At 61.6% G+C, this 24,209-nt stretch carries 23 protein-coding genes and 1 tRNA gene; 16 read left to right on the top strand and 8 right to left on the bottom strand.

Annotated elements, in window-relative coordinates:
- The coding region (locus tag HB676_RS22710; RefSeq protein ID WP_213740541.1) for a hypothetical protein at window positions 1-286 on the bottom strand (286 nt) is incomplete at its 3' end.
- Between the two features lie 227 nt (window positions 287-513).
- Between HB676_RS22710 and HB676_RS22705 the strand changes: the two genes are divergently transcribed.
- A complete protein-coding gene (locus HB676_RS22705; RefSeq protein ID WP_213740539.1) occupies window positions 514-2,208 on the top strand; it encodes a bifunctional diguanylate cyclase/phosphodiesterase in 1,695 nt (564 codons plus the stop codon).
- Window positions 2,209-2,382: 174 nt separating this feature from the next.
- Here the strand turns inward: HB676_RS22705 and phaR are convergent, their stop codons facing one another.
- On the bottom strand, window positions 2,383-2,982 hold the full coding sequence (gene phaR / locus HB676_RS22700; RefSeq protein WP_213740537.1) for a polyhydroxyalkanoate synthesis repressor PhaR: 600 nt from the start codon (window positions 2,980-2,982) through the stop codon (window positions 2,383-2,385).
- 338 nt (window positions 2,983-3,320) lie between these two features.
- Here phaR and HB676_RS22695 point away from each other — a divergent pair, with 338 nt between their 5' ends.
- The 3 genes from HB676_RS22695 to HB676_RS22685 all read left to right on the top strand — a co-directional run bounded on the left by HB676_RS22695 (window position 3,321) and on the right by HB676_RS22685 (window position 6,374).
- Window positions 3,321-4,499 carry an acetyl-CoA C-acetyltransferase gene (locus HB676_RS22695; RefSeq protein ID WP_213740535.1) on the top strand — a complete coding sequence of 393 codons (1,179 nt, stop codon included), beginning with the start codon at window positions 3,321-3,323 and terminating at the stop codon, window positions 4,497-4,499.
- A gap of 189 nt (window positions 4,500-4,688) precedes the next feature.
- Complete coding sequence (gene phbB / locus HB676_RS22690; protein WP_213740533.1) at window positions 4,689-5,414, top strand: acetoacetyl-CoA reductase; 726 nt, start codon at window positions 4,689-4,691, stop codon at window positions 5,412-5,414.
- 90 nt (window positions 5,415-5,504) lie between these two features.
- Complete coding sequence (locus tag HB676_RS22685; protein ID WP_213740531.1) at window positions 5,505-6,374, top strand: EamA family transporter; 870 nt, start codon at window positions 5,505-5,507, stop codon at window positions 6,372-6,374.
- A 98-nt stretch (window positions 6,375-6,472) separates the two neighbouring features.
- Here HB676_RS22685 and HB676_RS22680 read toward each other — a convergent pair whose 3' ends face one another.
- Complete coding sequence (locus HB676_RS22680) at window positions 6,473-6,904, bottom strand: cupin domain-containing protein (RefSeq protein ID WP_213740529.1); 432 nt, start codon at window positions 6,902-6,904, stop codon at window positions 6,473-6,475.
- Window positions 6,905-6,917: 13 nt separating this feature from the next.
- The gene (gloB, locus tag HB676_RS22675) at window positions 6,918-7,685 is read right to left on the bottom strand and encodes a hydroxyacylglutathione hydrolase (RefSeq protein WP_213740528.1); all 768 of its coding nucleotides are present in this window, start codon (window positions 7,683-7,685) and stop codon (window positions 6,918-6,920) included.
- Window positions 7,686-7,816: 131 nt separating this feature from the next.
- Between gloB and HB676_RS22670 the strand changes: the two genes are divergently transcribed.
- The 4 genes from HB676_RS22670 (at window position 7,817) to HB676_RS22655 (ending at window position 12,797) form a co-directional block, all read left to right on the top strand.
- The gene (locus tag HB676_RS22670) at window positions 7,817-8,602 is read left to right on the top strand and encodes a methyltransferase domain-containing protein (protein WP_213740527.1); all 786 of its coding nucleotides are present in this window, start codon (window positions 7,817-7,819) and stop codon (window positions 8,600-8,602) included.
- A 146-nt stretch (window positions 8,603-8,748) separates the two neighbouring features.
- Complete coding sequence (locus HB676_RS22665; protein ID WP_213740526.1) at window positions 8,749-10,281, top strand: MFS transporter; 1,533 nt, start codon at window positions 8,749-8,751, stop codon at window positions 10,279-10,281.
- Window positions 10,282-10,350: 69 nt separating this feature from the next.
- Complete coding sequence (gene otsB, locus HB676_RS22660; RefSeq protein WP_249780415.1) at window positions 10,351-11,124, top strand: trehalose-phosphatase; 774 nt, start codon at window positions 10,351-10,353, stop codon at window positions 11,122-11,124.
- Window positions 11,125-11,336: 212 nt separating this feature from the next.
- Window positions 11,337-12,797, top strand: coding sequence for a trehalose-6-phosphate synthase (locus HB676_RS22655; protein ID WP_213740525.1), 1,461 nt, complete (start codon window positions 11,337-11,339; stop codon window positions 12,795-12,797).
- Window positions 12,798-12,806: 9 nt separating this feature from the next.
- Here HB676_RS22655 and HB676_RS22650 read toward each other — a convergent pair whose 3' ends face one another.
- Window positions 12,807-13,148: a hypothetical protein gene (locus HB676_RS22650; protein ID WP_213740524.1), complete on the bottom strand. Its 342-nt coding sequence runs from the start codon at window positions 13,146-13,148 to the stop codon at window positions 12,807-12,809.
- Between the two features lie 200 nt (window positions 13,149-13,348).
- Between HB676_RS22650 and HB676_RS22645 the strand changes: the two genes are divergently transcribed.
- From HB676_RS22645 to HB676_RS22610, 8 genes are all read left to right on the top strand, one after another.
- A tRNA-Ser gene (locus HB676_RS22645) sits at window positions 13,349-13,438 on the top strand.
- A gap of 310 nt (window positions 13,439-13,748) precedes the next feature.
- The gene (locus HB676_RS22640; protein WP_213740523.1) at window positions 13,749-14,891 is read left to right on the top strand and encodes a GSU2403 family nucleotidyltransferase fold protein; all 1,143 of its coding nucleotides are present in this window, start codon (window positions 13,749-13,751) and stop codon (window positions 14,889-14,891) included.
- Window positions 14,892-15,172: 281 nt separating this feature from the next.
- Window positions 15,173-15,388: a hypothetical protein gene (locus HB676_RS22635; protein ID WP_213740522.1), complete on the top strand. Its 216-nt coding sequence runs from the start codon at window positions 15,173-15,175 to the stop codon at window positions 15,386-15,388.
- Window positions 15,388-15,534 (top strand): hypothetical protein, encoded by a 147-nt coding sequence (locus HB676_RS22630; protein WP_213740521.1) that lies wholly within the window; start codon window positions 15,388-15,390, stop codon window positions 15,532-15,534. Before HB676_RS22635 ends, HB676_RS22630 begins: the two co-directional genes overlap by 1 nt.
- A gap of 152 nt (window positions 15,535-15,686) precedes the next feature.
- Entirely contained in the window at window positions 15,687-17,468 is a 1,782-nt protein-coding gene (locus tag HB676_RS22625) for a DUF2130 domain-containing protein (RefSeq protein ID WP_213740519.1), read from the top strand.
- Complete coding sequence (locus tag HB676_RS22620; RefSeq protein WP_213740517.1) at window positions 17,461-18,405, top strand: ParB N-terminal domain-containing protein; 945 nt, start codon at window positions 17,461-17,463, stop codon at window positions 18,403-18,405. The genes HB676_RS22625 and HB676_RS22620 overlap by 8 nt, the downstream gene beginning before the upstream one ends.
- 166 nt (window positions 18,406-18,571) lie before the next feature.
- Window positions 18,572-20,170, top strand: coding sequence for an adenylosuccinate synthetase (locus HB676_RS22615; protein ID WP_346347405.1), 1,599 nt, complete (start codon window positions 18,572-18,574; stop codon window positions 20,168-20,170).
- Window positions 20,167-20,862, top strand: a complete 696-nt coding sequence (locus HB676_RS22610; RefSeq protein WP_213740513.1) for a hypothetical protein — start codon at window positions 20,167-20,169, stop codon at window positions 20,860-20,862. The genes HB676_RS22615 and HB676_RS22610 overlap by 4 nt, the downstream gene beginning before the upstream one ends.
- Before the next feature lie 4 nt (window positions 20,863-20,866).
- On the opposite strand, the gene HB676_RS22605 is transcribed toward HB676_RS22610, so the two are convergent.
- From HB676_RS22605 to HB676_RS22595, 3 genes are all read right to left on the bottom strand, one after another.
- Window positions 20,867-22,210: a hypothetical protein gene (locus tag HB676_RS22605; RefSeq protein ID WP_249780402.1), complete on the bottom strand. Its 1,344-nt coding sequence runs from the start codon at window positions 22,208-22,210 to the stop codon at window positions 20,867-20,869.
- Between the two features lie 112 nt (window positions 22,211-22,322).
- Window positions 22,323-22,895 carry a hypothetical protein gene (locus tag HB676_RS22600; RefSeq protein WP_249780401.1) on the bottom strand — a complete coding sequence of 191 codons (573 nt, stop codon included), beginning with the start codon at window positions 22,893-22,895 and terminating at the stop codon, window positions 22,323-22,325.
- A gap of 499 nt (window positions 22,896-23,394) precedes the next feature.
- Complete coding sequence (locus tag HB676_RS22595) at window positions 23,395-24,165, bottom strand: hypothetical protein (RefSeq protein ID WP_213740507.1); 771 nt, start codon at window positions 24,163-24,165, stop codon at window positions 23,395-23,397.
- Between the last annotated feature and the right edge of the window lie 44 nt (window positions 24,166-24,209).

The following is a 24,209-nucleotide window of genomic DNA, read 5'->3' as shown; positions in this document are numbered from 1 at the left end:
CGATTTGCCGTGTCCGGCCGCCGAGCCTGTAAACGGGCTTTTGATTGGCCCGATAAGCGGTCTGCGCATCCGCCGCTGTTGCGCGCCGCAAACTGCGCGTTTGCGGCATGTGCTCTGCGGTCGCGATCAACTGGGTGACAAAGATCGAGTTGGGCAGCGATCGCTGGCTATGGCCGGGCGACCATTGCGCGGACGAGGCCACCGGCACCAGCGCGACACAGTCGGGTTTTTCGTCAAGAAAGACGCCGTCTTCTACCACGGGCTCTGATGGACTGGTGTTCATCATCGTAAATCGAAATCCGGCTGACTGTCACATTCTGGGGCATTAAGCCCGCTTATGGAGTCATCCTCGCAAGAGGTATGCCGGCCGGGTTCGATACGTTCCTCTGCCGTTTCTTGCCATCGTGTGACGTGGTTTCCAGATTATTTATGAACTTTGCATAGGGTCAGGCCCAAAAGAGGCACTATTCTTAAAGTCAGAGAATCACTGGCGTGTCCCGAAACGAGGCGATCTTGAAACCCGCTATTCCCCCGGCTTCGACTATTCTCGCCTCGCTCGGCCAGGCGGCCTTCGTCTGGGACATCGCTACCGACGAGATGGCCTGGAGCGACCATCTGGCCTCGGTTTTCCCGGACATTCCGATGGAAGCGTTGGCGAACGGCGCGGCGTTTTCGAACCTGATCGAGCCGGTACGTTCAGTCCGCACCGAGGCGCTGGGCCATTCGTCGCTGGCGCATGGCGCCGAAGGCGTGCCCTATCGTATCGAATATGGCGTGCGGGCCAGCACGTCGGCCCCGGTGTTGTGGATTGAGGAATCCGGCTGCTGGTTTGCCGGCGCCGACGGCAAGCCGGCCCGCGTCCAGGGCATTGTCCGTATCGACAACGAGCGCCATGCCCGCGACGAGCAATTGGTCAAACTGTCCCGGCACGATCCCTTGACCGGCGAACTCAATCGCACGCATCTGATCGCCTCGTTGGCCGAGACGATCGAGGAAGCCGTGCGTTTCCGCTCGTCCTGCGCCTTCATGTTGATCGGCATCGATCATCTGGCGCGCATCAATGATGCCTTCGGCTTCGATGTCGCCGATGTCGTGATTTCGGAAGTCGCGGCGCGGATTCGTACCCGGCTGCGCGGCGGCGACGTGCTCGGCCGATTCTCCGGCAACAAATTCGGGTTGATCCTGAAGAACTGCACCGTCGATGACATGAATGTCGCGGCCGAGCGGTTTCTGGCCGGAATTCGCGGCGAAGTGGTGCCGACCAAATCCGGTCCGGTTTCGGTCACGGCCTCGATCGGCGCCGTCAGCGTGCCGCGCTACGCGCGCAGCGCCGACGAGGCGATCAACCGCGCCCACGAAACGCTCGACATGGCCAAGCGCCGCCGTGCGGGATCATTTTCGATGTGGCGTCCGAATGTCGAGCGCGACGCACAGCGCCGCGTCAATATTCGCGTCACCGACGAGATCGTGACCGCCCTCAATGATCGCCGCATCGTGATGGCGTTCGAGCCGGTGGTGGATTCGCGCTCGCGCAATGCTTCGTTCTACGAGTGCCTGGTTCGCATGGAGCAGAATGACGGACAGGTGCTGCTGGCGCCGGACATTGTCCCGGTCGCCGAGAAGCTCGGCCTGATCCATATGGTCGATCACCGTGTGCTTGAGCTTGTGGTGGCGGAGCTTGCAAGGTCGCCGAATGTGCGGCTCAGCCTCAACATTTCGCCCGATACCACGATGGACCCGGACTGGTCGGCTTCGATCGAATCGCTGATGCGGGCGCATCCCGGTGTCGCCGAGCGGCTGATCGTTGAAATCACCGAAACCGTGGCGATCCAGGACATCGATGACATCAGGGGCTTCGTCACGCGGTTGAAAGGCTTCGGCAGCCGGATCGCGATCGACGATTTCGGTGCCGGTTACACTTCGTTCCGGAATCTGCGCAAGCTCGGCGTCGACATCGTGAAGATCGACGGCGCCTTCGTGCAGAACATCGTTCGCTCGGCCGATGATCGGGCTTTCGTGCAGACGCTGATCGATCTGGCCCGCCGGCTGGAAATCAAGACCGTTGCCGAATGGGTTCAGGACGAAGAGTCCGCCGTGATGCTGCGCGACTGGGGCTGCGACTTTATCCAGGGGCGCCTGATTGGACTGGCGTCCTCGCAGCGCCCGTGGGATTCGCCACCCGAAACGATATTGCCGGCGGCGAGCTAAAGTATTGGAACTAAATTCGATGTCGTCCCGGCGAAGGCCGGGACCCATACGCCGCGCCTTATCGTTTGGGACGCGGTGTGAGAGACCTTCTGCAACAACTGGATTCGGTGGCTATGGGTCCCGGCCTTCGCCGGGACGATGCCAGCATTTTCGCACGAACAATGCGCGAAAAACTCACTCTTCCTTTTTCGGCTCTTTCGACATCCGATCGAGACGGTCCTGCATCTCTTTCATCTGGCGGCGCAGATTGTCCATGTTGTCGTCTTCGATCGCCGGCTCCGGCACTTTTTCCAGCTCCGTGGCGGTCGCGCCCATGCGCGGCGGCACGAACGGCTTGAACATCGAGAACGTCTGCTGAAACAATTCCATGTTGCGGCGGACATGTTCTTCGAGCGGCGCGAACGGCGTTCCGCTGAAAGTGTTGGTCAGTTGCTTGCGGAATTTTTCCTGCTCGCGCGTCAGCGTATCGATCGACTGCTCGAGATATTTCGGCACCACCATCTGCATGCTGTCGCCGTAGAACCGGATCAACTGGCGCAGGAACGTGGTGGGTAGCAAATTTTGCCCCGCCTTGTTTTCCTGTTCGAAGATGATCTGGGCCAGTACCGAGCGGGTGATGTCGTCGCCGGTCTTGGCGTCGTAGACGAGGAAATCCTCGCCGTCCTTGACCATTGCCGCGAGGTCCTCGAGCGTCACATAGGTGCTCGTGCCGGTATTATAGAGCCGTCGATTCGCGTATTTCTTGATCGTGGTGGGTTGGTCTGATTTCGCCATGGGCTCACACATGCACACCGAGGACGGGAACCCGACGGCCTCGCCGAAGGGCTGACAAGCAACGCATCGCAGCAAAGGTAAGCATTTTCAATGTGGTTCGGCTACCGTTTTGTGCGGCACGGTTAATTACAAAGCATAGGCATTGCTCATGAAACTGCCAAGAGCGTCATTTTGAATGCGTCGCGGCGTAATTTGGCCCTCTGGCCAATTGACACCGGAGGCCTAGATTAACAGGATGGAACGACAGATTGGCCCGCCCATCCGGCCGCCCGCCGTCCGAGTCTCAAGGCTTCAGGCCCAAGAATCCAAACCCAAGAACCCAAACCCAGGAGATGTCCATGTCAGACGATGTCGTCATCGTCAGCGCCGCCCGCACCCCGGTCGGAAGTTTCAACGGTGCGTTCGCCACCACGCCGGCCCACGATCTCGGCGCCATCGCCATCAAGGCTGCGCTGGAGCGCGCGGGCATCGAGCCGGCACGGGTTTCCGAGGTGATCATGGGGCAGATCCTGACCGCGGCGCAGGGCCAGAACCCGGCCCGTCAGGCCTCGATCGCGGCCGGCATCCCGGTGGAAAGCCCGGCCTGGGGCGTCAATCAATTGTGCGGTTCGGGCCTGCGCACGGTGGCGTTGGGCTACCAGGCGCTGCTCAACGGCGATTCGGAAATCGTCGTCGCCGGCGGCCAGGAATCCATGAGCATGGCTCCGCATGCGCAGTACCTGCGCGGCGGCATCAAGATGGGTCCGGTGGATTTCGTCGACACCATGATCAAGGATGGCTTGTGGGATGCCTTCAACGGCTACCACATGGGCAACACCGCCGAGAACGTCGCGCGGCAATTCCAGATCACCCGCGCGCAGCAGGACGAATTCGCTGTCGCCTCGCAGAACAAGGCCGAGGCCGCGCAAAAGGCCGGCAAGTTCAAGGACGAAATCGTCCCGGTTACCATCAAGACCCGCAAGGGCGACATCATCGTCAGCGACGATGAATATCCGCGTCATGGCGCCACGATCGAAGCGATGGCCAAGCTCAAGCCGGCGTTCGAAAAGGAAGGTACCGTGACCGCCGGCAGCGCGTCCGGCATCAATGACGGCGCCGCCGCGGTGGTATTGATGACCGCCAAGCAGGCCGCCAAGGAAGGCAAGACTGTATTGGCACGCATCGTGTCGTGGGGTCAGGCCGGCGTCGATCCGAAGATCATGGGCACCGGGCCGATCCCGGCTTCGCGCGCCGCGCTGAAGAAGGCTGGCTGGAAGATCGGCGATCTCGATTTGATCGAGGCCAATGAAGCCTTCGCGGCGCAGGCCTGTGCGGTCAACAAGGACCTCGGCTGGGATACCTCCAGGGTCAATGTCAATGGCGGCGCGATCGCGATCGGCCATCCGGTCGGCGCGTCCGGCGCACGCGTGCTGGTGACGCTGCTGCATGAAATGCAGAAGCGCGATGCCAAGAAGGGCCTCGCCACGCTGTGCATCGGCGGCGGCATGGGCATCGCGATGTGCATTGCACGCGACTAAACAAACGGCAGCAAATGCACTTGATGATGAAAAGATCATCTCGCAACTGCAGCGCACAAAGATAATAAGAAACGCCCGGCTCGCGCCGGGCGTTTTGTTCTTGATGTTCGTCAAACGGCCCGCTTAATTCGACGCTACAAAAAAGTACAAATAGAGGAAGCCCAGGGAAAGTTAAGGGAGGGATTCGATATGGCGCGTGTGGCATTGGTGACGGGGGGGACGCGGGGCATCGGTGCGGCGATCAGCAAGGGGCTGAAGGCTGCGGGTTACAAGGTTGCTGCCAGCTATGCGGGCAATGATACGGCGGCGGAGAAGTTCAGGGCCGAGACCGGTATTCCCGTCTACAAATGGGATGTCAGTTCGTTCGATGCCTGTGCCGCCGGCGTCAAGCAGGTCGAGGCCGACCTCGGCCCGGTCGATGTTCTTGTCAACAATGCGGGCATCACCAAGGACACCGCGTTTCACAAGATGACGCTCGATCAGTGGAATGCCGTCATCAACACCAATCTCGGCTCATTGTTTAATATGACCCGGCAGGTGATCGAGGGCATGCGCGCCCGGAAATTCGGCCGCGTCATCAACATCTCCTCGATCAACGGCCAGAAAGGCCAATTCGGCCAGGTGAACTATTCCGCGGCCAAAGCTGGCGACATCGGTTTCACCAAGGCGCTCGCGCTGGAGAACGCCAGGGGTGGCATCACCGTGAACGCGATCTGCCCGGGCTATATCAATACCGAAATGGTGCAGGCGGTGCCGAAGGACGTTCTTGAGAAGAACATCCTCCCGCAGATTCCGGTCAACCGCCTCGGCGAACCGGAAGAGATCGCGCGCAGCGTGGTCTTCCTGGCCGCCGACGACGCCGGCTTCATCACGGGGTCGACACTGACCGTGAATGGCGGGCAATATCAAACCTGATGAATGTCCTGCGTTGCTGCGAGGACAGTTGACGACGACGCAATCCAGTCTACCTGATGGTTGGACTGCTTCGCTTGCAATGACAGGCTTATGACCTCCCGCGCCGCCACGCTGATCGGACTGACCGCGATTCTGATGTGGTCGCTGCTGGCGGCGTTGACGGTGGCAACCGGGAAGATCCCAGCCTTTCAATTGGCCGCGATGACGTTTGCGATCGGCGCGCTGGTGGGATCGCTGACCTGGATCGGTCGGCCGGAGGCAGTCGCCACCTTGCGGCAACCGGCGCTGGCGTGGATCGTCGGGGTCGGCGGACTGTTCGGATATCACGCGCTGTATTTCCTGGCGTTGCGCTTCGCGCCGCCGGCTGAAGCCGGGCTGCTGAATTATCTCTGGCCGCTATTGATCGTGCTGTTCTCGTCGCTATTGCCGGGCGAACGGCTGGCGCCGCATCACGTCATCGGTGCGTTGCTGGGATTGGTCGGCACGGTGCTGTTGTTTGCGGCCAGCAGCGGCAGCGGCTTTGCGCCGGGCCAACTGCCCGGATTGATCGCGGCGTTCGTCGCGGCCTTTGTGTGGGCGACCTATTCGGTGATGTCGCGCCGGCTCAAATCGGTGCCGACCGATGCTGTCGCTGGCTTTTGCGCGGTGACGGCGTTGCTCGCCGCAGTGGTGCATGAACGGGTTGAAGTCACGGTCTGGCCGGAGACGACAGGCCAATGGCTGGCGATTATCGTGCTCGGCGTCGGACCCGTCGGTGCGGCGTTTTATGCCTGGGATATCGGCATGAAGCGCGGCGATATCCGCGTGCTCGGTGCCGCGTCCTACGCGACGCCGCTGCTTTCGACGCTGTTTTTGATGCTGGCGGGCTTTGCCACGCCGAGTGTGAGTATCGCGATTGCGGCGGTCCTGATTGCCGGCGGCGGGTTGATCGCGGCAAAGGACATGATCTGGAAGGGGTGAAGCGTTTTCTGCGTAGGGTGGGCAAAGGCGCTCTTGCGCCGTGCTCACCATTCTTTCTGTGAAACAAGGGCACGCTTCGCTTTGCCCACCCTACGTCATTAGGCCGGCTCCCAGCCCTTCGGCGCCAGTTCGAATTTCGCGAAGTCAAATCCCGGCGCGACGGTGCAGCCGACCAACGTCCAGTCGCCGGTGCTTTCGGCCGCCTGCCATGCCTGCGGCGGTACGATGGCTTGAGGTCGTTCGCCTGCCGCCAGATCTGCGCCAAGCCTGATGCTACGCTGGCCGTCAGTGTCGGCGATCTGCAAAATCAACGCGCTGCCGGCGTAATAATGCCAGGCCTCGACCGCGTCGATGCGATGCCAGTGCGAGCGCTCGCCGCGAGCCAGCAGGAAATAGATCGCGGTCGAATGCGAGCGTCCACTGGCGTCGGTATGCTCATCGCGAAAGGTCTCGCGGTAATGCCCGCCCTCGGGATGCGGCTTCAAGTCGAGCCGCGCGATGATGTCGGCAGCGCTCAGTGCCTCGATCATCTGGCTTTATCCATCAGGATTTGTTTTTGCGCTCGCGCAATTCGCCGAACACGTCGGCGGCGCTCTGGCCCTTCATCCGCACGCTGGCTGCGACCGAGGGCTCATCGGCACGCAGGAACACGTTGGCCTTCTTCTCATCGCCGAGCAGCGTCGGGATCGTCGGCTTGTTCTCGCTGCGCAATCGCGTCACTTCCTCGGCGCGCGCCTTCAAGGCCGCATTATCGGGCTCGACCGTCAGTGCAAACTTGATGTTGGACGCGGTGTATTCGTGGCCGCAATAGAGTTTGAAGTCATCGGGCAGCACGCGCAGCTTGAGCAGCGAATCCCACATCATCGGATAGGTGCCCTCGAACACCCGCCCGCAGCCGATCGAGAACAGCGTGTCGGCGGCGAACAGCGCCTTTTCGCTGTCGAATACATAGCTGACATGGTCGAGGGTGTGGCCGGGAGTTTCCAGCACCCGCGCCAGCAGACCGCCCACCTTGATGACGTCGCCCTGGGCGGCGCGCAGATCGACATTGGCGATCTTGGCAGCCTTGTCGTGCGGTGCGACCACACGGCATTTGTATTTCTGCTTCAGTTCGGCGACGCCGCCGACATGGTCGCCATGATGATGGGTGATCAGGATATCGGTCAGCGTCCAGCCCTCGCGCTCCAGCGCCTGGATGATGGGGCCGGCTTCCGGCGCGTCGATGGAGGCGGTCGCCTTGGTTGCGGGATCGTGAATCAGGTAACCGAAATTGTCGGTGAGGCAGGGGAACAGGCGAATTTCGGCAGTCATGTTATCTCCATGATCGATTCTGGCAACGACGCGATCGAGCCCCATATCGGCATGAAATATGGCGTTAACGCCGAATAAGCAATGCGATATTCGCTACGCTTTTGCCGGTGGCTTCGTGTTAGATTGGATTTATGACAATCGATGTCATCGATCTCAGAGATTTCTATTCGCAGCGCCTCGGTATTGTGGCGCGGCGGCTGATCAATCGCGGCATTCATGCCCGCTGGCCGGATGCCGCAGGTCAGCGGGTGCTTGGCCTCGGCTACCCGACGCCGTATCTCGGCCTGTTCCGTGAGGACTCCGAGCGCTGCATCGCCTTCATGCCGGCCGCGCAAGGCGTGTTGAAGTGGCCGACCGCGCGGCCGACCCTGGCGACGTTGGTCGATGAATTTTCGTTGCCGCTGCCGGATGCCGCGGTTGACCGCATCCTCTTGGTTCATGCGCTGGAAATCTCCGACGATCCGGAAGGTTTGCTGCGCGAGGTGTGGCGCGTGCTGGCGCCGTCGGGCCGCATGATGGCTGTCATTCCGAACCGGCGCGGAATCTGGACGCGCTCTGACGCAACGCCGTTCGGTCACGGCCGGCCGTATTCGCGCTCGCAGATCACGCAGTTGCTGCGGCAGACCTGGTTCACGCCGACGGCATGGGGTGAGGCTTTATTCCTGCCGCCGGTCCGAAGCGGCTGGTTCCTGCGCTCCGCGATGGCGTGGGAGCAAGTCGGCGCCGCGCTGTCGTTGCCGTTTGCCGGGGTCCATATCGTGGAAGCCACCAAGCAGGTCTACCGTGCCATCCCGGCGCATCGCGAACGCACGCGGCTCATTCCGTCCTTGCCGCCGGTGCTGGTGCCGTCGTCCTTGCGGCCGGAAAATATACGGTTTTCCGGCGTTTCGCCGCGACAAAAACCCGAACAGCGCTAAGCGTTCCGATAAATTCCGTTGCCGCAATGCGGGAACCTCCGCGCTTCGAATTCGTTATTGGGCGTAGCTGGCGCAAAGGCTGCGAAAGCTTTGGCGCGTCAGGTTTGGGGGCGTCGACCGGGGCATTTCCTCATGGGTTCCATCCGATGGATTTGCAGCGATGGCAGCGCGATGTGACGGCTGCCGTAACGGGGCCTGCGCCAACGAACGATCATTTCCACGATAATTTCAAAGATCGTCGCGACGATGATCGCGTCGTCGAAACCAGCATCCCCTTCCGGCTCGATGCGCTGCACTGGAGCGGCTTTCATACCCGCGTCGTGATGGCGCTTGGGATCACCTGGATCCTGGACGGGCTGGAGGTCACGCTGGCTGGCGCGCTATCGGGCGCGCTGAAAGAAAGTCCGACATTGCAATTTACGAATTTCGATGTCGGATTCGCCAACAGCGCCTATCTCGCCGGCGCCGTGATCGGCGCGTTCGGGTTCGGCTGGCTCACCGACCGGATCGGGCGCAAGAAACTGTTCTTCATCACGCTGGCGCTTTATCTGACGGCGACCGCGGCGACGGCGTGTTCATGGAGCATTGCGAGCTACGCGCTGTTTCGATTTCTGACCGGCGCCGGAATCGGTGGCGAATACACCGCGATCAATTCGACAATTCAGGAGCTGGTGCCGGCGCGCTATCGCGGCTGGACGGATCTGGTGATCAACGGCAGTTTCTGGCTCGGCGCGGCCATGGGAGCCGTCAGCGCGATCATTCTGCTCGATCCGCATCTGATCGGGCCTGATTGGGGCTGGCGGCTCGCTTACCTCACCGGCGCGTGCCTTGGTCTCATCGTGTTTGTGATGCGGATGTGGATTCCGGAAAGCCCGCGGTGGCTGGTGATTCACGGCCATCCTGATCAGGCCAATGCGATCGTCGAGGACATCGAACGATCGGTCACCGGGCATGCGCAGAAACAAGACTCGTATCAACACGCATGGCCTAAAATGAAACTGAAGATGCGCGATCACACGCCGCTGCGCGAGGTCGTGCATACGCTGTTTTCCGTCTATCGCCAGCGCTCAATGGTCGGGCTGGCACTGATGATCGCGCAGGCGTTTTTCTACAACGCGATCTTCTTCACCTTTGCGCTGATCCTGACCGATTTCTACGGGATCGGGGCAAATCAGGTCGGCTGGTATCTGCTGCCGTTCGCGGCTGGCAATTTTCTGGGGCCTCTATTGCTGGGCCGATTGTTCGACACGCTGGGACGCCGCGTGATGATTGCGCTCACTTACGGAGTTTCGGGCGTTCTGTTGGCGCTGTCGGGTTATCTGTTCTCGATCGGTGTGCTGAGCGCGCAGACCCAGACCATCGCGTGGATGGTGATTTTCTTTTGGGCTTCGCCGGCGGCCAGCGCGGCGTATCTGACCGTCAGCGAGACGTTTCCGCTGGAAGTGCGCGCGCTCGCGATCGCGTTTTTCTATGCGGTGGGAACCGGCATTGGCGGCGTCGCGGGGCCAGCCTTGTTTGGCGCGTTGATCGACACGGGATCGCGCGGCAGTGTTTTCTTTGGCTATTTGCTGGGGGCGGGATTGATGATCGCGGCGGCTGTTGTCGCATGGCGTTACGCTATCGCGGCGGAGCGGCGGACGCTGGAATCTGTCGCAAAGCCGCTGGCTTTTGTGGAGTAGGATGACATGAATCAGGGTGTAATAGATGCGGATCGGGCGCAAACGCGCGTACGGGAAGACATGCCGGAAATGACATCGGAGAAGCTGACGGTTGACGATCTCGCGCGGCGCATCGGCGATTGTGCCGTGCTGCTCGATATCGACGGCACCTTGCTGGATCTTGCGCCGACGCCGCGCGAGGTCTGGGTGCCGCTGGGTCTGGCGAAAACCCTCAGCCAGTTGCATGAGAGAACCTCGGGCGCGCTGGCGCTCGTCAGCGGACGTTCGCTCAACGATATCGATCTGATCTTTGCGCCCGAGCAATTTCCGGCTGTCGGCGGTCACGGCGCGGAAATGCGCGTCTCGATCAACAACGAAGCCGTTGCGGTGCATGCGCCGCCGATGGACAAGGAATTGAAGCGCCGGCTTGCGGCCATCGCCAAGCTCAGTTCGGGCATTCTGCTCGAAGACAAGGGCTATTCGCTGGCGTTGCACTACCGGCTGGCTCCAAATGCGGAGAAGGCGATCTATGAAGCGGTGTCGCTGATCAGGGCCGATCTGCCCAATGCGCCGATCGAGGTGCTGCCCGGAAAGTGCGTCTGCGAAATCAAGCATTCCGGTTTTACCAAGGCCTCAGGCGTGCGCGAATTGATGACCCATGAACCGTTTCGGGGACGCCGTCCGTTTTTTATCGGCGACGATGTTACCGATGAGTCGGTGTTTGCGATCATGCCTGATTTCGGCGGTCTCGCCTTTTCCGTTGGGCGGCGTGCGCAGGGCGTTGCCGGACATTTCGACGAACCGCGCGACGTGCGCGCTTGGCTCGCGCGCCTTGTCGATGGCGAAGCTGCGGCAAACCGATGATCGTGTAGAACGCCTGTTTTGCGTTCGTGACGAAATAGAGGCGATTCATGCGCTTCTATTTTCGTTATTTTCATTTGACGCATTTTTCAGCGGTGGATGTGTCGAGTTCCATCGAGTCGCGCCTGAATTTGGTTTCATTTCGTTGAAAGGGTGACCAGGAACCATATTGATGAATGGTTGTTAACTCGCGAGACCACTCAGGAGGGGACCCTGTGAAACTCGTCGTTGTTTCGAACCGTGTTGCGCGCGGTAACGCCAATGAGCCCATGACGGGCGGGCTTGCCGCAGCATTGCTGCCGGTGGTGGAGAAATCCGGAGCAATTTGGGTCGGTTCGAGCGGTCGCGTTCGTGACGGCGCCCAGAAAGAACCGTTCGCTGAAATCGAAGCATTAGGCGCAGGCGCGCTGGCGATGCTGGATCTGCCGGCCGCGCATTACGGCGGATATTATGAAGGGTTTGCCAATTCTGCGCTGTGGCCGGCGCTGCATTCGCGCGCCGATCTGATCCGCGCCTCGCAGGATGATTATCTTTCCTACCGCGAAGTGAACGCCTTCATGGCGCGCGCTTTGCTGCGTTTTCAGAAGCCCGATGCCGCCTTCTGGATTCAGGATTATCACTTCCTGGCGCTGGGAGCGGAACTGCGCGATCTCGGCGTGACCGTGCCGGTCGGCTTCTTTCTGCATACGCCGTGGCCGGTGCGCGCCGTCATGGAAGGCGTGCCGCATCATCGCGAGCTGATCGAGGCGATGCTGGCCTATGATCTCATTGGATTCCAGACCCAGGATGATTGCGAAAATTTCCTGGAGTATCTTTCGTCCTGCCTTGGGCTTGAGAGCGAAGATGGCGTCGTGATCTCGCGTTACGGCAAATCGCGCATTGCGGTGTTTCCGATCGGCATCGATGCCGAGAAATTTGCGCTGCACGCAGCCAAGGCCGTGTCCCATCCCGACGTGTCGCGATTGCGGCGCAGCCTCAATGGCGAGAAACTGGCGATCGGCGTCGACCGGCTGGATTATTCCAAGGGGTTGATCAATCGCATCAACGCGTTCGATCGGATGTGGACCTTGCAGCCGGCGCTGGCGCGCACCGCCTCGCTGCTGCAGATCGCGACGCCCTCGCGCGGCGCGATCGAAGCCTATGGCAATCTGCAGAACGAACTCGCCAAGCTGGTCAGCGACGTCAATGGCCGCCATGGCGAGGTAGACTGGACGCCGATCCGCTATCTCAACAAGGGTTTCAGCCAGACCGTGCTGGCGGGGCTTTATCGTACCGCCCAGGTCGGCGTCGTCACGCCGCTGCATGACGGTATGAATCTCGTCGCCAAGGAATATGTCGCGGCACAAAACCCGGCCGATCCCGGCGTGCTGGTGCTGTCGAAATTCGCCGGCGCCGCCGACGAACTCGATACCGCGCTGCTGGTCAATCCGCACGATATCGATGGCATGGCGCGCACCATCGCGACCGCGCTCAGCATGCCGCTAAGCGAACGGCGTCTGCGCTGGGAAGCGATGATGGACAAGCTTCGCAACCATACCATTCAGCAATGGTTCGCGGATTTCGTCGAGGCGCTGCAGGCGACGCAGGCCTACGGACCTGCGGCGGTGCCGGCAATGATGGAGCCGCCAACCTTGTGGCCGCTTCGCTCGGTCAATTCAGGGGTGCGGTATCACTAATTTCCGGTGTCAGTAGCAGTACGACACGCCATCGAGAATGGCGCAGCGCGTCTTGTTCGGCGCGTTCGGATCGTCCAGCGGCACCACGCCCGTGCCCTGACCGACGAAGACGCCCTGTCCCACATGCACGGATGATTTGTTGCCGATGATCACGCTCGGGTGCGGCGACGCGCTCGATCGCGTGCCGTCGGGCCAGATGATCGCGTTGCCCGACAGGATGCCGCGCCGTCCGTCATTGCAGGTCACCACCGGGCCGTCATGGCTGCAGGCCTGCGCCAGCGCCGGCTCGGCGTAACCCGCGCTGATGATGGACAGGAGAATAGCGAGTTGCAGCATCCGTCCGTCGGTCATGTCGCCCTCCCGGCAGGTGATTTGCCGCTCTCTCCATCGTCGAGGATAACCGGTTTTCGGTTCAAGAGCTTGGCGTGCGAAAATTCGACGCGGGCGAGAATTTAAAATTATTTATATTATTCAAAAGGTTATGGAAATAGTCGCGGCCCCGTCCGCAGTCCCTTGCAAAAGTCCTTCAGCCCCTTCAAGAGAGGGCATCCGGAGAGATGGCCGAGTGGCTTAAGGCGCACGCTTGGAAAGCGTGTGTGCGGGAAACCGTACCGTGGGTTCGAATCCCACTCTCTCCGCCACCGTTTTTCTGTAGCGTAGAAGTCCTTCAAATATAAGCGCTTTTCGTATCGACGGTCGTTTCGCGGTGGAGCACCCCGGTGGAGCACTCCCGACCCCCTTTTTGCCATGCCTAGCTGCATTTTGCGAAGGGAAAATTGCAACCTGGCGAATAAGCCGGGCTGTCGGTTGGCGAGCGGTTAGGGCGCCAGCAAAACGCGGATCCTATAACGCCGCTTTGGTTATACTACTTTCGCAAATCTAGTATAACTCGCTTGCCGACGCCTCGATGTCGTTATACTGTTTTCGCGAAAATAGTATAACGAGGTTCCCGTGGCTGTTTCCCCGGCAATCGATATTTCGTATCAGACCCTTTATTCGGAGTTGGTCCAGCGAAGCCTGGATGACAGTTTCACGTCCGAATTTTCGGCCGACGGCCGCTTCGTGGCCGTGGAAGTGAAGAAAAAGAAATACTGGTATTTCGACACGCCCAGTCTCGAAGGAGGCGCTCAGAACCGCCGGTACGTCGGTCCCGTCGACGATCCGGAAATCACCAAGCGAGTCGAATCGTTCAAAGACCTCAAGGCGGATCTGAAAGGACGCCGACGTCTCGTCGCCACGCTCACGCGCGAAGCCTATCTGCCTCGCCCCCTATTGATGAGCGGCCAGGTCGTCGAAGAATTGGCGAACGCCGGCTTCTTCCGCCTGCGCGGGGTGCTGATCGGAACGGTCGCTTATCAATGTTATCCGGGCGTACTCGGACGGCGTCTTGATGCGATCGCCATGCAGACCGGCGATGCCGACTTCGCTCAATTCCACGAAATTTCCGTCGCGGTCGGCGATACTCTGCCGCCGATCCTGGACGTACTTCGTCGCGTCGACGGCACGTTCCGCGAAATCCCCAGCCAGACGGACGGGCGCGTCTCCACGCAGTTCGTCTCGCGGGACAAATTCAAGGTCGAGTTTCTGACCCCGAACCGCGGACCTGACGACATCGCCGGTAAGCCGGTTCAAATGCCGGCTCTGGGCGGCGCCGCGGCATTCCCGCTGCGCTTCCTCGACTTTCTCATCCGACATCCCGTAAGGGCCGTGCTGCTGCACGGCGCGGGCGTGCCCATCCTGATTCCGTCGCCGGAACGATACGCCGTACACAAACTGATCGTGGGATCCCGTCGAAAGGAAGATCGCGACACGGCGAGCAAGGCGGCCAAGGACCGTCTTCAGGCCAAGTCGATCATGGAAGCGATGATCGCCAACCGGCAGCAAGACGACCTGGCCGGCGCCTACATGGAGGCTTGGGACCGCGGAGATCATTGGGTCGCTGCGATACGCACCAGCCTGGCAACCTATGACGACCAATTCCGAAGCCTTCTCGACACCGAACTGGCCAAGGGCATACGAAACAACGGTGGCGAGCCCCGCGATTACGGGTTCGACGATGAGCCGAAAGAAACGATCGCTGCAGGTCCCAAATAGAGATCAGCGCATTTGCGCGCTGCGCCCGCGGCAGAGCACGCGAGTGCCCGGCGGCGCGGCCTTGACCGCGAGTTATCGACATCGTTGGGTAGAGGTCCCAATTCGGCGGTCGGCAACGAACTTCAGCCACAAGTGAAGCTATGGAAAAAACACGCGCAAAGCGCATGGCGGTGGAATTACAGGGCCGTTTGGTGGGCGGTTGGAAAATCGGCCCGTACCTCGGCAACGGATAGGCCGTCGTCCTCAACGCTCAGAAGTCGGGACGTCCCGCCGCCATCAAGTTGATCGATCCAGAAATGGTCGAGCGGTCGGGAGTCGACCATCAACTGGCGCGCATCTTGCGGGAGAAGGAGTCCGCGGGTCATGGCCACCCGAACCTCATCGAGATCCTCGATGGAGGCCAGTGCGACGAAACGCAGATGCTCTTCGTCGTCATGGAACGCGTCAGTTCAAAGACTTTGGGTCAGGTTCGCAACAAACTGCCGAGGAAATGGTGATGCCGATCGCCGGCAAGAAGCAGGCGGCGATGACGAAGAAGGCTGCCGCGCGGCCGCATCGGAAGCGGCTTATACCGCCGGGTGGAGTGCTGGTTGCTGTTCCGGCCGTGCGTAAGGCTATGTTTTTAATTCATTTTATAGGTTAGCTGGCCGGCAGACTGGCTGCTGGCGCCAAACCCTTGACAAATCTAGGATCAAATAGGAGAAATTGGGACCTATTTTCGGAGATGACCAAATGGCTTCGCATGCCTCTCTCTTAGACGCCGCAGGACTGGCTCCCGCTTCCAAGAGGTCGTTGTTGGCCGAAGCATGCCCGACATGCGACCAGCCGATCCCCCACGATCGCTACGACGAGATCAAGGATCGGATCCAGTCGCGCGAGCGAAAACGCTCCGACGAGATCGCCGGTCGCCTGCAGGAGCAGCACGCCCGCGACAAAGAACTCGCGTTGGAGGAGGCGCGCAGGCTCACCGACGTGAAGATCGCCGAAGCGTCCGACGCCGTGCGTCGCGCCGCCGCGTTGGAGAACGCCGAACGCATTGCCGGGGTCGAGCTCGCCAACGGGGAAGCTCAGGCCGCGATCCGCGCCGAACTGGCGGAGGCGCGCGAGGCGACGGCCGGCGCCAACTCCACGATCGAGCGCATCAACCAGGCTGCCGCCGAGCGGGAGCAGACGATCCGCGCGGAGGCCGCGCTTTCGGCGGAAGCCTCGGTCCGCGAAAGGCTGGAACAAGGCGCGCGTCGCCTTCAGGAGATGCAAAGCGCGTTCGACGAGCGCATCAAGAACGCCGACACCGCCAAGGTTGCGGCCGAGACGGCAGCCGCCGCCCTTGAGAGCGCGATGTCGAAGCAGCGCGACGAGCATGTCGCAGCCCTGGCGGACATCAAGTCGGTGGAAGCCGAGCGGGAGATCGCCATCCGCGCCGAGGCCGCGCTTTCGGCAGAAGCGGCGGCGCGCGAAAAGCTGGAAGAGGGCGAGCGCCTTCTGCAGGAGATGCAGAGCGGATTCGACGAGCGCATCAAGAACGCCGACGCCGCGAAGGTCGCGGCCGAGACCGCCGCGGAGGCTTTCCAGACCGCGATGGCGCGGCAGCGCGACGAGCACGCCGTCGTGCTTGCGGACATGAAGTCGGTGGCCGCCGACCGTGAAGCCCAGATCCGTTCGGAGATCGAAGTCGCCGCTGCGGCAGGCGTTCGCGAGCAGGTCGAAGGTCTCGAAAGGGCCAAGGCGGAGGCCGAGGTCGGCGCCGCTTCGGCGCAGCTCCAGATCGATGCGCTGCAGGAGGCTCACCAGGCGCAGCTCCAGGACGAGCGCGATGTCTGGCAGAAGCACGTCGACGAGGCGGTCAACGCGGAGAAGGCGGCTGCCTTCGAGGAACGACTAAAGATCCAGAGCAAATTCGAGGACCTCAAGCGCGCCTACGACCAGAAGACGGCCGAAGAGTTGGGTGAAGGCGCCGAGATCGATCTCTACGAGGCGCTCAAGGCCGAATTCGAGGGTGACCGGATCGAGCGGATCAACAAGGGGCAGCCCGGCGCCGACATCTTGCACACCGTCATGCACAACGGCAAGGAGTGCGGAAAGATCATCTACGACTCGAAGAACCACAGGCAATGGCGCACCGAGTTCGTGACCAAGCTGGCTTCCGACCAGATGGCCGCGAAGGCCGAGCACGCCGTCCTGTCGACCAGCAAATTCCCGAAAGGCATGCGTCATCTGCACGTGCAGGACAATGTCGTCCTGGCGGGACCCGCACGCGTGGTCGCGTTGGTGCACGTGATCCGCCGCCATCTAGTCCAGACCCATACCTTGCGCTTGAGCAACGACGAGCGCACGAAGAAGACGGCGGCGTTGTACGACTTCATCACGTCCGAGCGCTGCGCGGGATTCCTCGCCCGGATCGACACCCATACCGACGACCTACTCGAACTGCAGGTAAAGGAAAAGAAGGCCCACGACCAGACGTGGAAGAAGCAGGGCGAACTGATCCGCTCGGTGCAGCGGGTCCGTGCGGAACTGACGAACGAGATCGACACCATCGTCGGGACCGCCGAGTTCGGCGTGTTCGCAGATGAATAGCGCCGCCGAAAGCCGCGACCGGGTCGTGGTCAACCTGCAGGAACGAAGGCTCGATCGCACGGTGTTGCGCACATACAGGACGAGGGCGAGCCTCGACGAGGTGGTGCCGAACGACAAGCAGCCGCGTCTGGGTCCGAAGATCGACGAGGAGCTTCAGCGCCAGATCGAGGCCAACGGCGGCCTCTTCGAACCCCTGCTCGTCGAGCCCCATCCGGAGTTTCCGGGAAAGTATCGGATCATCGATGGCGACCGCAGATGGTCGAACTCGAAGGCGCTGGTCGAGCAGGGGAAGGAAGAATACCGGCTGATCCCGGTCGAGGTCACCGACAGGACGCTGAGCGAGGAGGACCGGCTGCGGGTGTGGATCTACATCCACCGGCAGCGCAAGGAATGGGACGCCAAGGAGAAGGAGATGGTCGCCTACAGGCTCGTGGACCTGATGGGGCGGGCCAGCGCCGCCAACATCCTCGGGATCACCGTCCGCGAACTCGACAAGCTGGTCGACGTATTCGAGCTTTCGGAGAAGTTCACCAGCCTTCGCGACCCGGGTTCGGCCATCACGTGGGCGCGGGAGTTGATGGGCGTCAGTAAGAAGCTCCTCACGCCGAGCGTGGTCGAGGCCGTCGTCAAGAAAGTCAACCAGAAGCGGATCACCAACTCGAAGGATCTTCGCAAGCTCCGCACCATATTGCCTGACCCGATCGCCAAAGCGCACTTCCTGGGAGACGCCGGAGACCTGGAGTCGGCGGCGCTGCGTCTGGTAACAACGAAGCCGAAAGCGGACGACGGCCTGACCGGCGAGCTCGATGCGGTCGTCGAGGCGGTGAAGGCGGTGCCGTGGACGACACTGCAGGAGTTGAAGGGAAACGCCGAACTGCTGAAGAAGATAGACGACGCCGAGACCATGCTGCGCTCGCTCCGGAAGGCGCTTTCCTAACAACGTGGCTTCCCTAGCCGGGCACGGAATGAAGACCGGATCGGTTGCTGCGGCGCACAGTCGCCGGCTTCTCCACCGGACTTTGCAAGCTGGATCGGTTCGGTATGGACAATACCCGCGCGCAACATCTACGTTGCGCCCGTCATTGCAATCTGGGGTTTCATGCGTGCGTTACATCATCGCGATTTCTGGGCCGGTTGCGGTCGGAAAGTCGGCTTTGGCCGGCGAACTGCTTCGGAGATTCAGTTCTCATCGGATCTCCACGCGGACATTGTTGCTGGACAACGGTATCCCGAACGAACGCGATGCGCTGATCGAGGCCGGCAAGCGCCTCGACGTCGACACCGATGGCCGCTGGGTTCGTGACGGGATCGCGCGATACGTCGCCGAGAACCAGGGCAAGGACGTGATCCTGGTCGATGCGGTCAGGACGGCCCGGCAGGTCGAACATCTTCGCGAGACCTACGGCGATCGGCTCGTCCACGTGCATGTCACGGCACCGTTCGACGTGGTCAAGAAACGCTACGAAGATCGCGGTTCGGTCGCCGACACCGGCATGACGTACGATCAGGTCAGAACCGATCCGACCGAAGCCGGCGTGTGGTCGTTGGACGGCACGGCCGACAGGGTCGTCGAAAACCATAACCGGGAGCCCGCATCTCTGCTCGCCCTGGCGGTCGCGGGCCTCGAGCTCTTTCCAGGCGCGGCGGCTCCGTTGGTAGACGTGATCGTGAGTGGCCAGTACGGTAGCGAGGGCAAGGGGCACATCTGCGCTCACATTGCGACGGAATACGGCATCCTGGTGCGGGTCGGCGGCCCCAATGCCGGCCACAAGGTCGCGGATCCCGAGTATAACTACAGACAATTGCCGTCCGGCACCCAGTCAAATCCGGATGCGAAGATCTTGATCGCAGCCGGATCGACGATCTCGCCCACCCGAATTTTGCGGGAGATCGCCGAATGCGACGCCGCGCGCCGCATCGTCATCGACGAGCAGGCCATGGTGATCGAAGAGGCCGATATCGAGTTCGAGAGCCGCGACGGTGGTCTCGGGACGATCGGTTCGACCAAGCAGGGCGCCGGCACTGCGTTTGCGCGCAAGATACTGAACCGAGGAAAGACCCCGATGCTGGGTGGGCGGGTCCGGTTGGCGAAGGATCATCCCGACCTGAAGCCTTTCGTCGGCTCCGTCGGCCGCGAGCTCGAGGCGGCATATTGTTCGGGGACGCGCGTGATGCTCGAAGGCACGCAAGGCACCGGGCTGAGTATCCATCATGGCCATTATCCGAACGTCACCGCGCGCGAAACGACGGCGGCCGGTTGTCTCGCTGATGCCGGCATCGCTCCGGCGCGCGCGCGCAGGGTCGTCATGGTCATGCGGCGATATCCGATCCGGGTCGGCGGCGAGTCGGGCCCGATGGGAATAGAGATCGACTTCGAGACCGTTTCCAAGCGCTCAGGCGTGCCCTTGGACGACATCCTCAAGACCGAAGTCGGATCTGTCTCGAATAATCAACGGCGGATCGCCGAGTTCGACTGGGAGCAGCTTCGTCGTTCGTCGGTCCTCAATGGGGCGACCGACATCGCATTGTCGTTTTCAGATTACATCAGCTTTGACAACCGCAAGGCCCAAACCTTCGACCAGCTCACGGCCGAGACGCACCAATTCATCGAGTCCGTAGAGGCTGTTGCTAACGCACCGGTGTCGCTGATATCGACCCGGTTCGCCAAAGCCGGCGTGATCGATCGAAGGGATTGGCGGTGACGGAAGAGGAACTGCTGAAGAACTATCCACGGCTTTACCACATGGCGGAAGACGCGAGTTGGAAGTCGGTCGTCGAGCACGGCCTGTTGTCGACGACCGCGTTGCTCGACTTGTACGGGTTCAAGGGCGAAGAGCGACGGAAACTCGAATCCGAACGACGGCCGGAATCGGTCAAGATTTCGCGCAAAGGGCTACCCGAGGCCGTGGTGCGCGACCAGAAGCCGATGACGCGTTCGCGGCTGAAGGAATGTCTGACGGACGGCACGACGCCAGAACAGTGGTTCGAAACCTTGAACGCCCGCGTCTTCTTCTGGCTTTCGAAGGATCGGCTGCAGACGCTCCTCGGCGCGCGCGCCTACCGCAACAAGCCGCAGACGGTCATCACGCTCGACACGGCGAGCTTGGTGAAGTCGCATCGCGACATCATCACGTTGAGCCCGATCAACAGCGGAGCGACCCTATGGACGCCCGTGCCGAGAGGGCGCGACACCTTCACCTCGATCGCGGACTTCCCTTTCGAGTACCGTCGGAAGGTCAAGAAGAAGGCGATCAAGGACGCGGTCGTGGAGTTGACGGTGATGGGCGGCGTGCCTGACATCGAAGCTCACGCGCTGGCGGCCCACCGGGTCTTCAAGGGCGAAAAGACGGTGCTTTGGCGCCGCAAAGGAAGCGACCCCTCCGAGGGGCCGTAGACCCCTACGCCGCCGAAGTCTCGCTCAGACGCGCGGGACGCCGATGTTTGCGCAGCAGATCGGCCACGTGAGACGTTAGGCCGACCTCGCCTCGGATACGGACGCCGACACCCGATGGCAGACGATGGAGCAGACTGCGCAACTCCTCCAGGCCGCTCGACACGTCGAACGTCTCCCAGCGTTCCGCTTCGCCCGGGACGAGCGTCGAGGCGGCACTGTCCGTCGCGCCCTTATGCAATTGGACGATCCAGACGTGCTTGCCGTCGTGGACCCATTCGAACCGCACCGGTCCGAGCCGATCCTTCGCCCGGTGATAGATCGCCTCGACGTCGGCCACGACGTCTCTCGGTAGACGTTCCGGCACCTTCTGGCCCAGCATGAAGCGATCGCCCTCGCCGGCGGCGCCTTCGACCACGACTTCGCCCCGCGCGTCGGTGATGGCCGCGCCCGCGAAAGATGCAGGGACCGCGGCCTGCGATAGCACGGCCGAAATCGCTTCGCCGCTCGGATCCTCCGCATGGAGCAACCGGAACGGATCGAGCCATCCCTTCGTCGTGGTGAACCTGCCGGGCTCCTGCTCCCTCGGACAAGTCCGGGTCCAGACTTCCTTCGAACCGGTTGCTGTGCCGAACGTGAAGGGCGCGATCCGTCGCGAAATACAGGTCGTGCGGGGAACGGGCAGACCCATGATGTGGGCGATCAGCAGGCCGAACGTCTTGTCGCCGATCAATCGGCTGAAGCGGTTCGGCCATTTGACGGCAGCCATGGCCGGCGCGGTGTCGGAGCCTTCGTATTCCCACATCAAGGTGTGGGTTCGCCGCCAGCCGCGCGGCTTGGGATGGATGCTGAACTCGAGCCGCCCGCGACCCGCATCGACGGTTTCGACCGGGAAGCCATACACCGTCTCGATCAGGGCGAGAGCCCAGTCCAGAGGGAGGGACGCTGTACCGCCCTTTTCGACGCAACGCGGCGTGTCGTCGGGCGCGAACTCGGCCACGCCGCCCTGGATGACGCCGGACACGCCGCCATCGGAGACGTCGACCGTTTCGTTCGCGATGACGAACAGTCCGTCGGCCGACAAGCTTCGGACCAGCGCTTCGATCTGCGCGAGATCGGAGAGACCGTAATGGAAGTCACGGCTTCTCGGACTGTCGGGCGTGAAGCTCCGGAGATTTATCGTTCCCTCGGGACTGCGCTCGATGAGGCTGCGAAGGGCGTCCGCCAGGATCGGGAATTTGTGGTTGGCGTCGAAGCCCGCGACACGGCAGAACTCCTGACGCGGTCGGTCTGCATCGGGAGAGAAGCTCACGAACTGGGCGACGTTTCCGACGCGCGCGAGTTCGTCCAACGAAACGTCCTTACGCAATGACATCGAGCCCGCCCCTATTACGCGTCACGTGGGGGCATAAAGGCGCAAAAGGCCGTAAACTCCAGCCTGTCCGTGGGAATATCACCGCCTTTCACCGGGCATGGGATTGTCCCTTGACATCCCTTTCCCGCTGCAGCGCCTCAAATTTATCGAGCCACATCCGCTTGGCGGCCTCGGGTTGGAGGTGCCGGACCAGGATCGGGGCCGGCTCTATGGTAAATCCGGCGAGCCAGCCGTCGGTCCCCGGCGGCATGATCTGCCTTTGCTCGGCCGCGAGCACTCTCAGGTCGGCTTCCTTGATCTGAGGCGGAAGAGGTGAGGCGACGCCGAAACGCTTCAGGACGGCGTCCTGGACGGTGGCTTCGATCCGCTTGAAGTCGGGAAGCATCTGCTTCAGCGGGCGCGTGATGTCGCCGATGAAAGCCTCCGCAGCGTCATGCAGAAGCGCTTCGAATTCGAACCCCGCGGCGACGTCGCTGACAAGGAGGCTATGCTCGGCTACCGAGTAGAACCGGGTGCATTGGCCGGAATACCGGCAGATGTGCGCGAGCCCGTGCGCGATGTCCTCGGCCGTGAAGTCGCTGGTGTGCGGCGAGGCGAAATCGAACCATGCGCCGCTATGGAGCATGATCGACGGTCCCACTTCAATCTTCACTGCGACCATCGCGCTTTTCTTCCAGGACATCGGACCCCACTAATATAATTCGGCGCGCCGCGCCGCGCCATTGCCCGAAAGCTACAACAATATTGTTGCATATAAAACAAGAATGTCGCAAATGAAGACGTTCTCCCCTCCTCTCAGAATGCGGACATGCCTCGAGGAAAGGTCGACCACCCCGCCGTCGCGCGGCTGCGGGAGCTTGCGGGCGAGCATCCTCGATTGAGTATGCGCGAGCTTGCTCGCCGCTTGGAATTGAACCATTCGCTGGTCACGCGGGCGTTAGGCGGGCACCCCGTGACGGAGACGAACGCGAAGCTGATCGAGCAGGGCATCGACCGCTTGCGGAGCAGCGCCAGGGGGCCGGTCGATGTTGCATTTGCAACAGAATTGCTGCATTTGCTTCAGAGGGCGCTGTCCACGTTGGAGCATGCCCAGAGAACGAAGAGCCGGCGCCGTAGATCTTAAGGCCGCGATCCGGAGGTAGCCTGACGCGGCTTGCCGACTAGGGCGAAGGCTCCGCGTAGTTGTCCGCGGTCTTCAAGAGGTCGTGGAGGGCGGAGATCAGCACTCCGTTGACGATGCGGCTCTTGAGGCGGTCGGGCGGGAAATCGATGACCTCGTTGATCGCTTGCGCGGAGCTATCCGAAAGGTCCACGAGATGGACAAGTTGGCCCGCGAGAAGCGGCAACAGCGGTTCGCGCGTGATCCATCCGTCAGGACCGTGGAGCCAGAGATTGAACTGACGTCCGTCGCAATGAATGTTCGCGTGCGACCCGCGGTGACCAAGGGCATCCCGCAATGCACGGAGTTTCCAGAACCAACCGAAGTCCGCCGCGAGCACGGTCCTGATCGAAGCATGCACCCTCGAAGGATTGCGTTCCGACCACGTGATCAGACCCCTTAGGCTGTCTTTCGGCGCCTGTCCGCGCTTTTCGGCCGCATAGTGAGCCAACGCCGTCGCTATGACGTCGCAGGCCGACCGCAACGTGAAGATGAAGGCCTCGGTCATTCCGCCGACGACGACCACGGATGGCGATCGCCGGATTCGCGAAGGCTCGAGCCAACTCAGTATCTCGTGAGCGTAGGTCGCCAGATTGACTAGGTCGTGGCCGAATGCCTCCGCGGCCGTGGAGAGGACGGCATGATGTTCGGCGAGGCGCGGATCGATGGATTGCCAATGGTCCCAGTAATCGAGCATTCCGGAATAGAAGTCTGCAGGCGTCGAGCTCCTGCCGGACCATTCGATGACCGTGCCTAGTGCCTTAGTTTGCATGACAAGACTTTATCACGGTTGTCGCGTGCCGCGCATCGCGCGGG

The organism is Bradyrhizobium sp. dw_411, assembly GCF_018449695.1.
Classification (GTDB): Bacteria; Pseudomonadota; Alphaproteobacteria; order Rhizobiales; family Xanthobacteraceae; genus Bradyrhizobium.
The sequence above is the reverse complement of the archived record's forward strand: the minus strand, read 5'-3'. Positions and strand labels throughout refer to the sequence as shown.

Bases quoted from the DNA above. Each gene is read 5' to 3' on its own strand.
- phaR (WP_213740537.1), bottom strand. From the start codon at position 2,982: ATGGCGAAATCAGACCAACCCACCACGATCAAGAAATACGCGAATCGA.
- HB676_RS22695 (WP_213740535.1), top strand. From the start codon at position 3,321: ATGTCAGACGATGTCGTCATCGTCAGCGCCGCCCGCACCCCGGTCGGA.
- phbB (WP_213740533.1), top strand. From the start codon at position 4,689: ATGGCGCGTGTGGCATTGGTGACGGGGGGGACGCGGGGCATCGGTGCG.
- HB676_RS22685 (WP_213740531.1), top strand. From the start codon at position 5,505: ATGACCTCCCGCGCCGCCACGCTGATCGGACTGACCGCGATTCTGATG.
- HB676_RS22680 (WP_213740529.1), bottom strand. From the start codon at position 6,904: ATGATCGAGGCACTGAGCGCTGCCGACATCATCGCGCGGCTCGACTTG.
- gloB (WP_213740528.1), bottom strand. From the start codon at position 7,685: ATGACTGCCGAAATTCGCCTGTTCCCCTGCCTCACCGACAATTTCGGT.
- HB676_RS22670 (WP_213740527.1), top strand. From the start codon at position 7,817: ATGACAATCGATGTCATCGATCTCAGAGATTTCTATTCGCAGCGCCTC.
- HB676_RS22665 (WP_213740526.1), top strand. From the start codon at position 8,749: ATGGATTTGCAGCGATGGCAGCGCGATGTGACGGCTGCCGTAACGGGG.
- otsB (WP_249780415.1), top strand. From the start codon at position 10,351: ATGACATCGGAGAAGCTGACGGTTGACGATCTCGCGCGGCGCATCGGC.
- HB676_RS22650 (WP_213740524.1), bottom strand. From the start codon at position 13,148: ATGACCGACGGACGGATGCTGCAACTCGCTATTCTCCTGTCCATCATC.
- HB676_RS22630 (WP_213740521.1), top strand. From the start codon at position 15,388: ATGCCGATCGCCGGCAAGAAGCAGGCGGCGATGACGAAGAAGGCTGCC.
- HB676_RS22620 (WP_213740517.1), top strand. From the start codon at position 17,461: ATGAATAGCGCCGCCGAAAGCCGCGACCGGGTCGTGGTCAACCTGCAG.
- HB676_RS22600 (WP_249780401.1), bottom strand. From the start codon at position 22,895: ATGGTCGCAGTGAAGATTGAAGTGGGACCGTCGATCATGCTCCATAGC.
- HB676_RS22595 (WP_213740507.1), bottom strand. From the start codon at position 24,165: ATGCAAACTAAGGCACTAGGCACGGTCATCGAATGGTCCGGCAGGAGC.